The organism is Streptomyces sp. NPDC059455 (genome assembly GCF_042750115.1).
Classification (GTDB): domain Bacteria; phylum Actinomycetota; class Actinomycetes; order Streptomycetales; family Streptomycetaceae; genus Streptomyces; species Streptomyces endocoffeicus.
In genome coordinates this window covers 4,938-16,367 of sequence record NZ_JBHYVB010000234.1, presented here as the reverse complement: position 1 = coordinate 16,367, position 11,430 = coordinate 4,938, and the positions used below count along the sequence as shown (strand labels likewise).

The window sequence follows — 11,430 nt, the reverse complement described above, 5'->3', positions numbered from 1 at the left end:
GCCCGCCCCCCGTCAAACACGCGGGGGCGCAACTGGGGGCGGCGGCCCCGCCCCCTCTCACTCCCCCCACGGGAGCTGTTGCCGCGCGCATCGGCTACGTGCGGCAACACAAGTGCCCAGTCGCCGTAACGTACTCGTCACCCCCCACGGGAACGAGCAAACTGGCTCTGAGCACCGCCTGTTGAATTCCGGACGGCCCTCGGAAGTTTTTCCCGGTGGCCCCCGGTTTTCCTGGGGAACAGCTTTCCTCTTCCGGGCTCCGCGCCGCTCCTCGTTTCACATCTGGCTAAAAGGGCGTGGTGACTGACCGTGCCAGCGTGCATACTCATCGGTGATCGGGGGGTGATCGCAATGTCACGTGTGGGGGTCTGGTGCTCCGTGTTCATTTCAGTGAACTCGATCTGGCCCGGCTGCGGATGGCGGTCCGCCCGGACGCGCTCTGGGAAACCGTTTTAAGTTTCCATAGGTTGCGGGAGAACCGGGCGGAGACCGTATACGGGAAATGGCGTTCCGAGGCTCGAAACCGACTCAACGGCGAAGCCCGGCTGCTTGCGCCGCTCATTCCGTCGCGTGGCTATTTCCCGGACTTCCTGACACCCGCCGAAGGGGTAATCGGTTGCGATGCCGCGATGTCCGCACTGCGCGCCATCTCGGGTGAGCGCTTGCACGCGGAGCTGGCCGGGCTTCCGGCGGCCCGGGCGCTCCCGGGGTGGATACGGGATCTGGCGCAGGGCGAGCGAAGATCGCTGGACCGGCTGATCAGGACGCTGCGCGCCTACCATCAGGCCGCCGTCGCCCCGTACTGGCCGCATATCCAGGCCCGGATCGAGGCCGACCGGGTGGCCCGGGGCCGTGCCCTGCTGGACGGGGGCGCCGACGGGCTGCTGGCCTCGCTGCCGCCGACGATGCGGTGGCGGGCGCCCGTGCTGGAGGTCGACTATCCGGTGGACCGCGATCTGTTGCTGCGGGGGCGGGGGTTGCTGCTGTTGCCGTCGTTCTTCTGCCGGGGGACGCCGGTGACCTTCCGGAACCCGGAACTGACGCCCGTTCTGGTCTACCCGGTCGAACACGCCCGGTGCGGTCTGATTCCCCGCCCCGAGCAGCGGCCCGCCGTCAGGTCCGGAGCCGGGGCGGGGTCCGGGGCTGGGTCCGGGTCGGGGTCCGGCTCCGGGTCCGCCCAGACGCTCGGCAAGCTGGTCGGGCAGACCCGCTCGGCGGTGCTGCTGGAGGTCGGCGGCGGCTGTACGACCAGTGAACTCGCCCGCAGGGTGGGCGTATCGCTGGCCTCGGCCAGCCAGCACGCCAGTGTGCTGCGCGAGGCGGGCCTGGTGCACACCCTGCGCCAGGGCAGCGCCGTCCTGCACACGCTGACCCCGCTGGGGGCGGCGCTGCTGCGGGGCGGGGCGCCGGGGGAGCGGGTCTTCGGGGTACCGGCGGCGCTGCCGCCGGTCGCCACGAGCGGGCGGGGGCAGTCAGGGCGCGGATGAGGCCTCCCGGCCCTCGGCCGTGTCGTGATCCCCAGCCTCCGCGTGTACACGGTCAGCACGGAGCGGGCCAGGGCGCGGGCCAACTGGGCCTCTGGGCTCGCGGCGTCCTCGATGGTGGCTTCGGTGACTCCGCCCACGCGTGAACGCGCGGGCTTCCTGTGTCGCGGGCTAGGCAGCGTCGCAGAGGGCCAGCTGGCGCTGACGCTGGATCCTGGCGTGCAGTCTGGCGACTTTCCGGGCTGCCGCCTTGTGCTTCTTGGTCCGGCGTGGGGTGCCTTTGGGGAAGGTGGACAGGTGCCGCTGGGCTTCGGTCAGTTCCTCGGCCATCGTGCCAAGGAACCCGGGGTTCGGGACGTGCTCACCGTCCGAATCGGTGAAGAAGTGCACCGTGCCCATGTCGATGCCGACGATGCTGCTGGTAGGGGGCAGAGGCTCGGCGGGCACGCTGTCGCAGGTGAGGACCACGTACCAGCGGTTGCCCTCGCGCTTGACCGAGACCGTCTTGACCCGGCCCTCCACGGCCCGGTGCTGATGTACTCGCACGTGCCCCACGCCCTGGAGACGCACGCGGGTTTGGATGTCGTGGGGGGTGGAGTCCCAGCGGCATCCGTCCCCGTCCTTCGGGAAGACGACGGTGTCGAAGTGGCCGACACCCTTGAACCCGGGGTATCCGGGTTTCCCGCCGCTCCCGACCCGGCGGAAGAACGCCCGGAACGCCTTGTCGAGCCGCCTGAGTGTGGCCTGCTGGCTGGAGAAGGACCAGCGGCCCTGACGCTCCGGGTCGAACGCCCGGATCTCGCTCAGTTGCGCGGACTGGTCTCCGTAGGTGATGTTGGTCTTCGACGCGTGCCGCCATGCGTCGCGGCGTTCCTGCAGGAACTTGTACGCACGCAGCAACACAACCCACCCCCCTTGCACCGTCTCCGCTGGTCAAGGCCGATGCGTTCACCCTACCGGCCACCACTGACAACGCAGCGAACTCCGCCGTTTCGTGGCTCCGTTTCGGCGATTCGAGTCCCCCACGGCGGGCCCGTGCGCGACATGGCGGACGAACGACGCCGTGAGCAGGACGACTACGGGGTGAGCAGTCCGGGGAGGTGCTCGGCCAGTTGTTCGTAGTCGGAGACGGTGTTGTAGAGATGGGCCGAGAGCCGTAGGAAGCCCCGGCCGTCCCAGGAGGTGATCGCGGTCTCGACGCCGGTGTCGGCCGCGATCCGGCGCTGCAGGACATGCGAGGCCTCGTGGTCGGTGGCGAGCCCGGCGGGCAGCGGGATCAGCCGCATCGCCGGGGCCTGGCTGCCGCCGACGGTGGTCAGGTCCGCGCCCAGGGCGTCGGCCAGCAGTCCCTGGGCCACCTCGGCCAGCTTGGTCATCCGGGCGCGGGCGGCGTCCCAGCCGTACGTCTCCTCGATGAACTCCAGCGAGCGCGGCGCCGCGAGCCAGGCGGTGAGGTCCAACGTGCCCTGGACGTCGAAGCGCTGCGGGAAGGGGTCCGGGGTGCCCCAGGAGTCGGTGAGCGGCCACAGGTCCTGGGCGTCGGGCCCGCGCGCCACCAGCGCCGCCGTACCGCGCGGCGCACAGCACCACTTCGGCCTCGGGGAACATCGGTACAGCGGTTAACGCTAAGCCGGTGATCACGGCGCCTAGCACAGGTGACAGGCCCGGCGACGAGGTTCGGTGGAAGATCCCTGAGCGGCTCCGGGCGCCGATAGGTTCCCGCTCATGCCAGTGGAGTTCCTGACCGACGAACAGGCGGCGTCGTACTGCAAGTTCACCGAGGAGCCGACCCGGCCGGAGCTGGAGCGGTTCTTCTTCCTGGACGACGAGGACCGCAAGCTGATCGCGAAGCGGCGCGGGGACCACAGCCGACTCGGTTTCGCTCTCCAGATGTGCACTGTGCGCTATATCGGCCGGTCCCTTCCGGACGATCCGCTGGACGTGCCGTGGGTCGTGGTCGAGCACCTGGCCACGCAGCTCGGCATCGAGGACGTCTCGTGCGTGAAGCGGTACACCGAGCGCAAGCCGACGGCTTACGAGCACGCGTGGGAGATCCGGGACGCCTACGAGTACCACGAGTACGAGGATGCGGAGTGGTCGCGTCGGTTCCGCACGTTCCTGCACGGGCGGGCGTGGACGCACGCCGAGGGGCCGGTGGCACTGTTCAACCAGGCGGTGGGCTGGCTGCGCCGTCACCGGGTGCTGCTGCCCGGGGTGTCGGTGCTGGCCCGGCAGGTGTCGGAGGCTCGGAAGGTCGCGGAGAAGCGGCTGCACGCCACGGTCGCGGGGGCCGCGCGGCGGGCGGACCCGGCACTGCCCGGGGACCTGGTGGCAATGCTGAAGACGCCGGAGGGCTCCCGGTTCTCGGAGCTGGAACGGCTGCGCCGGCCGCCGACGCGGACGACGGGCACCGCGTTCGCCCGCGCGCTGGAGCGAGTGGACGAGATCGGCGCGTACCGGCTCGGTCGGCTGAAGCTGTCGCAGATCCCGCCGAACCGGATGGCGGCGCTGGCCCGGTACGCGCTGGGGTCGAAGGCGCCGTTGCTGGAGCGGGCGCCGGAACTGAAGCGCACAGCGATGCTCACCGCGGTGATGCGGCACCTGGAGGCGAAGGCGATCGACGAGGCCCTGGACCTGTTCCAGGTCCTCATGGCCACGCGGCTGCTGAACACGGCGAAGCGGAAGACGGAGAAGGAGCGGCTGTCCACGCTGCCGCAGTTAGAGAAGGCGTCGCGCACGCTCGCACGGGCGGCGAAGGTGCTGTTCGAGGAGCTGGAGCTGGTCGAGGAACACGGCACGGACTTGAACGTGGCCGAGTTGTGGGCGGCGCTGGAGGAAGTCGCCCCGCGCGCTGCCGTGATGACCGCGGCGGCCACGGTGGTCTCGCTGGTGCCCGAGGACGAGGGGTCGGCTGAGCTCGCGATGCGGGCCGCGCTCGCGAACCGGTACGCCACGGTGCGCCCGTTCCTTTCGCTGCTGGGCGAGTCGAAGGCGCTGGACGCGGCGAGCGCGGGCAAGCGGGTCCTGGCCGGGGTGCGTGGTCTTCCGGCGCTGGCGCGGCGGAAGGTGGGCGTCAAGCCGCTGCTGCCGCGCGAGGTGGACGACAAGCTCGTGCCGCCGGCGTGGCGCAAGGCGGTGTACGCCAACCCCGATCTGCCGCAGGGTGCGGTCGACCGGGACGCGTACGTGGTGTGCGTGCTGGAGCAGCTGCACCGGGCCCTGAACAACCGCGACGTGTTCGCCTCGCCCTCGCACCGCTGGTCCAACCCGCGCGCCCGTCTGCTGGACGGGCCCGATTGGGACGCGGTCGAGGAGGACGTGCTGGCCGGGCTGAGCTTGGACATACCCGTTGAGGAGCACCTGGCGGAGCTGGTGCGGGGCCTGGACACCGGGTGGAAGCAGCCCGCCGAGCGTCTTCAGGAGGCGGGGCCGGCGGCGAAGGTCTCCATCGAGGTGCAGGACGACGGGCGGGTGAAGCTGAACGTCGACAAGCTCGGCGCGCTCGGCGAGCCGAAGTCCCTGACCTGGCTGCGCCAGCGGGTCGAGAGGATGCTCCCGAAGATCGACCTGCCGGACCTGCTGTTCGAGGTGAACGCCTGGACCGGGTTTCTCGACGCCTTTGTCCACCTGGGGGACGGGACGACCCGGATGAAGGACCTGTCGACTTCGGTGGTCGCGCTGCTGGTGTCGGAGGCCTGCAACATCGGCCTGGCGCCGGTGGTGAACCCCGGCTACGAGGCGCTGACCCGGGCCCGGCTCGTGCACGTCGACCAGTACTACCTGCGGGCCGACACCATCGCCGCGGCGAACGCGCGGCTGATCGCCGCCCAGGCCGAAGTGCCGATCGTGAAGTTCTGGGGCGACGGGCTGCTCGCCTCGGTGGACGGGCTGCGGTTCGTCGTCCCCGTCCGCACGATCAGCGCGGCGCCGTCGCCGAAGTACTTCGGGTTCAAGCGGGGCATCACCTGGCTCAACGCCGTCAACGACCAGGTCGCGGGCGTCGGGCAGATGGTCGTGCCCGGCACCCCGCGCGACTCACTGCACATCCTGGACGCGCTGCTGAACCTGGACAGCGGGGTCAAGCCGGAGATGGTGGCGACCGACAACGCCTCCTACTCCGACATAGTGTTCGGCCTGTTCAAGATCCTCGGCTACAACTTCAGCCCCCGTTTCCGTGACCTGGACGACCAGCGGTTCTGGCGGGCCACGATGCCCGGCGTCGAAACGGGCACGTACGGTGCGGTCGAGGGCCTGGCCCGCAACCGGGTGAACCTGAAGAAGGTGATCACGCACTGGCCGGACATGCTGAAGGTCGCCGGTTCCCTGGTCACCAACCAGGTCCGCGCCTACGACCTCTTGCGCATGTTCGGCCGCGAGGGGCGCCCAACCTCGCTGGGCGCGGCCTTCGCGGAGTACGGGCGAATCGCCAAGACCGAGCACCTGCTGCGCGTGGTCGACCCGGTCGACGACACCTACCGGCGGCAGATGAACCGCCAGCTCACCGTGCAGGAGTCCCGCCACAAGCTCGCGCGGGACGTGTGCCACGACAAGCGCGGCACCATCCACCAGGCGTACCGCGACGGGATGGAGGACCAGCTCGGCGCGCTCGGCCTGGTCCTCAACGCCATTGTGCTGTGGACCACGAAGTACATCGACGCCGCCGTGGAAAAGCTCCGCGCCGAGGGCCACAAGATCCGAGACGAGGACATCGCCCGCCTGTCCCCGCTCAAGCACCGCAACCTGAACCTGCTGGGCCGCTACAGCTTCCCCGCCTCGACACCGGCCGTCGGCGCCCTGCGCCCGCTGCGCGACCCGGACGCGACGGAGGTGGACGAGGACGACGACGGGAGCGGTCAAGAAGTGACGGGCATGTCTGACCGGCGGCGCACGGCGCGCGGCCCCAGAACTCAGAGTGACTGCGGGGAGCCGTGTCGCAGGCCGTCGTGAAGGAGGGGTCAGCGTTCGACGGTGCCGATGAGTCGGCCGCGGGCGAGGACAGGCGCAGTGATGGAGTGTAGAAGGACGCTGGGCCTTGCGCTGTCCGGTGCGGTCTTGCCCGCGGTCGCGCCCAGTGGGGTGGCAAGGGCGAAGAGTTGGAAGGTGTAGTGGTGGGGGCCGTGGCCCTTGATGGGTGCGGGTCCTTGGTATCCGCGTCCGATTACGGAGCGCAGTATCGTGACGCCGGGGGCTGGCTCTTTCGCGGCGAGGGCGCCGGGGGCGAGGGAGCGTACGTCGGGGTCGATCAGGACGACGCAGTGGACCGCGGGTTTGGGGGTGGGGACGTCGGTGTCCTCTACGACCAGCAGGAGCTGGGCGGTGCCGGTCGGCGGTGGATTCCAGGCCAGGTGGGGGGAAATGTTCTGGCCGCCTGCGCTCTTGGCGTGGTGCTCCGGCGGCATCGTGCCGAGGTGGTCGAAGCTGCGGCTACTGAGGTCCAGTAGTTCGGGCCCGTGGAGGTTCGGGCGATTCCACGCGGCGTGGGTATCGCCTGACCTGCGGTTCTTCAGAAGTCGGCCGAGGATGGGCATGGTGGTGCTCCCAGCATGTCGAGGGTCTTATCGTGGGTTGCGGTTTCGCCGCGTTGAGGAAGACGCGGTTCGGTGCGGTGGCGTGTCTCGGTGTCCGGGCCGGTGCTGGTGGGGTCGACGTGTGTGGCGTGGGTGCGGACGCCACACACGTCGACTGTCCGTCACTGGCACGTCAGACGGTCTGAGGTGGTTTGGTGGTTTCTGGCTCTGGCTTCTTGGGCGTTTCCGTCGGGGTGCGGCCTGGCAGCAGCAGGCTCAGGACGAGTGAGAGAGCGGTGAAGCCGGCTGCCCACCAGAACGCCTGGTCGAAGGCGTGGGCTGCCTGGGCCGCCGACCCTGTGTGGTGGCGCAGGGCGATGTCCAGGATGACGGCGAGCACGGCGACGCCGAAGGACCCGCCGATCTGTTGGGTGATGCGGGTGATGATGCCAGCGTGCGGTATCTGGTCGCGCCGAAGGCCGACGAACGCGGCGGCTTGCAGGGGGATGGATACGGCGGCGAGGCCGAAGCCGCGGACCACCAGCACCGCCATCAGGAGCCACTTGTTCGTCGTGGTCGTGGCCAGGGCAAAGGGCACGGTGGACAGTCCCACGATGGCGAATCCGGTGAAGGCGACCCATCTGGCCCCGAACTTGTCGCTGAGTCCGCCGGCCAGCGGCCGGCTCAGGAGCGCGCCGAGGCCCAGTGGTGCGACCAGCAGGCCGGCTTGGAGCGCGTCGGCACCGCGCACCTGCTGCCAGTACAGCGGCAGCAGCGCCATGCTGCCGTAGAGCGCGGCCCCTGACAGGAACATCGACGCGGACGCCGAGGCGAGCGGGCGGTGCGCAAGCAGCCGGACATCGACCAGGGCGTCGCCGGAACGACGGACCGAATACAGGGCGAAGATCAGCAGCAGGAGGGTGCCGGCCAACAGCGGGGCGAACGAGTCCGTTCGACCGAAGCCGCCGCCCTTCGAGGAGTTGGCCAGTCCGAACAGGAACGCGACCAAGCTGGGTGAGAGCAGCAGCCAGCCGAGGGTGTCAAAGCGCGGCCGCGCGTCGGTGGCGTCCGGGTCCAGCATCCGCCAGGCGAGGACGAATCCGACTGCGCAGAAGGGGACGTTCACCCAGAAAAGCCACCGCCAATCGAGCCAGTTCAACAGGACGCCGCCGATCACCGGGCCCGCGATCGGTCCTACCACGAACGGCAGGGTCACGATCGACATCGTGCGCCCCAGAGCCTTGCCCGCTGCCGCCTGCATGATCAGCGTTGAGAACAGAGGGAGCATGAGTCCCCCGCCGAGCCCCTCGATGACCCGGAAAACGATGAGGCTCCCGGCGTTCCAGGCCACACTGCACAGGACCGAGCCGACGAGGAACACCGCCAGCGCGAACACCCACACCCGCCTGCCGCCGAAGCGGGACTGTGCCCAGCCCGCCAGCGGGATGGACACGCCGAGCGCCAGCAGGTAGCCGGTGCTCACCCACTGGATCGTGGAGATCGGCACGTGCAGCTCCTGCGAGAGGGTCTGCAGCGCCACGCTGACGATCGTGGTGTCGAAAACCACGGCCAACGAGCCCACGATGAGCGCGACGGCAACTTTCATGACTTTCGGATCGATGCGATCCCCTGCGGTTGCCTTGGCCACGGCGGCCCCTGCCTCTCCTTCTCGTGCTGGGACTGGATGCCAGTCCTGGAAGAGCGCGACGACCGGCCCGCTTCCCATTCGGTCAAGGATCAGATCCTTTGTGCCAGCCGATCGAGTAGCGGCGCGGCCACCGCAAGCTGTTCCAGCTCCCACGGCGTGAAGCCGTCCGCAAGGGCCTGCGCGACCTGCTCGGTGCGGGCACTGCGCTTGTCCGCCAGCGCCTGTCTACCTGCGTCGGTCAGCGACAGCAGCACGCGCCTGCCGTCCCGCGGATCGGCGCCGCGCTCGACCAGTCCGCGCGCTTGGAGACCGCCGAGTGTGGCCCCCATCGCCTGCGCGGTGATCTGCTCCTGCCGGGCCAGCTCCGCGGACGTTGTCGGGCCGATACGGTCCAAGTGGGACAAGGCGACACGCTCGGGCATTGCGAGCTCGCCCTCGACCCGCACCTGACGCACACGCCTCAGCAGCGCACCGACACTGGCCAGCAGGGCGGTGGCGATCTCACCGGCATCCAGCTCCTCACTCATGTAATCAACCTAACTTATCAATCTGCCTTATCAAAATCAGCGCGCCACCGCCCCTGCGCCTGGCGCTTAGGATTTGCCAGCTCGGCCCGACCCGACTGGGACGGGTCTATTCCGGGGGGCGCCTGTCGACAACCGATCGTTTGACGACAGGCAGGCGGCGCGTCCAATGAACCCTGCAATCTGGGGGTTCACGGCGGCCCGAATCCAATCGGATCCGATGGTGATTGCTGACAGGGTTTGACGACAGGTAGGGTCCGATCCTCCGTACGGAAGGGGCCCCTCGGTGGCGAACCTGGTCTACAAGCGGGTCTCGACCGACCAGCAGTCCACCGCCCGGCAGAACCTCGTCCTGGACGCGGCCGGGATCGAGGACCCGGTCGTCTTCGAGGAGGACCCGGGCACCTCCAGCCGCCTCCACCCGCTCCAGCGGCCGAAGTTCGGCGAGCTGCTCGCGTATGCGCGGCCGGGCGATATCGTGCACATTTCCGAGATGTTCCGCCTCGTACGCGGCACCGGGCACATCCTCGACGTGCTCGACGTCCTCCACCGCGATCAGGTGGCGCTGCGCATCCACGACGGCGCGTTCTCCGCGATGGACCTCACCGCCCGTCACCCGCGCACCGGGGAGCTGCTGTCCACCGTGAAGTTCATGGTGCAGACCCTCGCCGCCGCCGGCGAACTCCAGCGTGACCTCCAGCGTGAGCTGACCTACGACGGACTACGCGCCGCCGAGGCCAAGGGCAGCAAGGGCGGCCGTCGGCCCGCCGTGGCGACCGACAGGACCGACACCGTCCGCACCGCATACATGGAGGGCCGCTCGATTGCTGCCCTCGCCCGCGACCACGGCGTCAGCCGCGGCGCGATTCGCACGGCGGTCGCCGACCTCATGCCCGACCACAACGGCATCGCGCAAGAGGGCACCCCCGCCCTGGAGCTGCCGGTCACCCTCGACATGCCGGGCAAGGTCGCGGACTTCCTCCGCGCAGCCGACCTGGGGCCCGCCGAGCGGGCCGCGCTCGACCAAGGGGTGACCGTACGGCGCGGCCAGGGCTACACCCTGCGCATCACGGCCGTGCCAGCGGTCCACCGCCAGCTCCTCGCCCGCTGCCAACCGCTCGATGGCGGCCAGGGTGTCCCTGCCGTCCCTGCCCAGCGCAAAGGCCGGCGCGAGTACGAGAACCGCGTCACCGGCCTCGGAAATCCGGCCTGAACAAGATCACCCGCTTAGCGTTAGCCGCTGTACCGATGTTCCAAGCACCGCCACTTGTGCAGATTGCCCACCCAGAAGTCGGCCGCCCCGGCCAGGCCGACCGGGTCGGCCAGCATGCCGGGCGCGTGGGCGCCGTCGACCAGGACCTTCGCCCCGGCGGCGTGGGCGAGCCGGGTGATCTCCGCCACCGGGAAGAGCCGGGCGGTGGGCGAGGTGATCTGGTCCACGACCACCAGCGCGGTGGCCTCGCTCAGCGCCCCCGCGAAGACGGCCGCGATCTCCTCGGCGGTCGCCTCCAGCGGGATGTGCACCGTCCGCACCCGGGCGCCGGCCCGCTCGGCGGCCCGCGCCGTACCCATCGCCACCGCGCCGTAGGCGTGGTCGGCCAGCAGCACCTCGCCGCCGGGCGGCAGCGGCAGACAGCCCAGCACGGTGCTCACCCCGGCGCTGGCGTTGGGCACCAGGGCGGTGTGCTCCGCCGGGACCCGCAGAAACCGCGCCACGGCGGCGCGCGCCTGCCCGACCCGCTCGGGCAGCTCCCGGAACCACGCGTCCGGGTTGGTCTCCATCTCCTCGCGCAGCGCCCGCTGGACCTCCTGGACGGTGCGCGGCACGGCGCCGAACGAGCCGTGGTTGAGATGGACGACCGAGGGATCGAGCGTCCAGTGCGACGACGGGGTGGTCATGGGTCCCTTCCTCGTTCTGGTTGGCTTAGTTGTCCGATGACTTCTCTGGGCTTCCGGAAACCGTAGAGGGACGAGACCGTTCTGAACGGACCGGGAGTTCCACTCCACCCTCTGCGAGGCGAGCGGCAATGAGGCGCTGGCCGCCCTGATCGATGTGCTGCGCGCCCGGGGCAGCCACTACAGCATCTACGGCGCCGCCGAGGCCGACACCATCCGGCTGGCCAGCGACCTCGGCCACGAGGCGCTGATCAACGCCATGGCCGCCCGCGATCCGGGGGCGCGGCGCGGGGGGGGCGCCCCGCCCGCGGAGACCGCAGGGGGGGATATAGACAAAGACACCCCCCCGCGAGGGAGTGGGCTCGCGAGGG

General features: G+C 70.0%; 7 protein-coding genes and 3 pseudogenes. 4 read left to right on the top strand and 6 right to left on the bottom strand.

Annotation, left to right across the window (positions count from 1 at the left end; genetic code table 11):
• Nucleotides 1–371: 371 nt before the first annotated feature.
• Nucleotides 372–1,487 carry an ArsR/SmtB family transcription factor gene (locus ACFXB5_RS46115; RefSeq protein WP_385220001.1) on the top strand — a complete coding sequence of 372 codons (1,116 nt, stop codon included), beginning with the start codon at nt 372–374 and terminating at the stop codon, nt 1,485–1,487.
• A 195-nt stretch (nt 1,488–1,682) separates the two neighbouring features.
• Here ACFXB5_RS46115 and ACFXB5_RS46110 read toward each other — a convergent pair.
• Together ACFXB5_RS46110 and ACFXB5_RS46105 are read right to left on the bottom strand one after the other, a co-directional pair.
• A pseudogene (locus tag ACFXB5_RS46110) lies at nt 1,683–2,363 on the bottom strand (RNA-guided endonuclease InsQ/TnpB family protein); the annotation flags it as partial.
• Nucleotides 2,364–2,560: 197 nt separating this feature from the next.
• Nucleotides 2,561–3,040, bottom strand: coding sequence for an aminotransferase class V-fold PLP-dependent enzyme (locus tag ACFXB5_RS46105; RefSeq protein WP_385219999.1), 480 nt, complete (start codon nt 3,038–3,040; stop codon nt 2,561–2,563).
• Between the two features lie 169 nt (nt 3,041–3,209).
• On the opposite strand from ACFXB5_RS46105, the pseudogene ACFXB5_RS46100 reads away from it, so the two are divergent.
• Nucleotides 3,210–6,317: pseudogene (locus ACFXB5_RS46100) on the top strand (Tn3 family transposase); the annotation flags it as partial.
• Between the two features lie 122 nt (nt 6,318–6,439).
• On the opposite strand, the gene ACFXB5_RS46095 reads toward ACFXB5_RS46100, so the two are convergent.
• From ACFXB5_RS46095 to ACFXB5_RS46085, 3 genes are all read right to left on the bottom strand, one after another.
• A complete protein-coding gene (locus ACFXB5_RS46095) occupies nt 6,440–7,012 on the bottom strand; it encodes a YbhB/YbcL family Raf kinase inhibitor-like protein (protein ID WP_385219998.1) in 573 nt (190 codons plus the stop codon).
• Between the two features lie 172 nt (nt 7,013–7,184).
• Entirely contained in the window at nt 7,185–8,597 is a 1,413-nt protein-coding gene (locus ACFXB5_RS46090) for an MDR family MFS transporter (RefSeq protein WP_385220003.1), read from the bottom strand.
• 131 nt (nt 8,598–8,728) lie between these two features.
• Entirely contained in the window at nt 8,729–9,166 is a 438-nt protein-coding gene (locus ACFXB5_RS46085; protein WP_123980493.1) for a MarR family winged helix-turn-helix transcriptional regulator, read from the bottom strand.
• A gap of 283 nt (nt 9,167–9,449) precedes the next feature.
• Here ACFXB5_RS46085 and ACFXB5_RS46080 point away from each other — a divergent pair, with 283 nt between their 5' ends.
• Nucleotides 9,450–10,376, top strand: coding sequence for a recombinase family protein (locus tag ACFXB5_RS46080; protein WP_385219996.1), 927 nt, complete (start codon nt 9,450–9,452; stop codon nt 10,374–10,376).
• A 20-nt stretch (nt 10,377–10,396) separates the two neighbouring features.
• Here ACFXB5_RS46080 and ACFXB5_RS46075 read toward each other — a convergent pair whose 3' ends face one another.
• Nucleotides 10,397–11,062, bottom strand: a complete 666-nt coding sequence (locus tag ACFXB5_RS46075) for an aminotransferase class V-fold PLP-dependent enzyme (RefSeq protein WP_385219995.1) — start codon at nt 11,060–11,062, stop codon at nt 10,397–10,399.
• Nucleotides 11,063–11,198: 136 nt separating this feature from the next.
• On the opposite strand from ACFXB5_RS46075, the pseudogene ACFXB5_RS46070 reads away from it, so the two are divergent.
• Nucleotides 11,199–11,430 (top strand): annotated as a pseudogene (locus ACFXB5_RS46070) (GntR family transcriptional regulator); the annotation flags it as partial.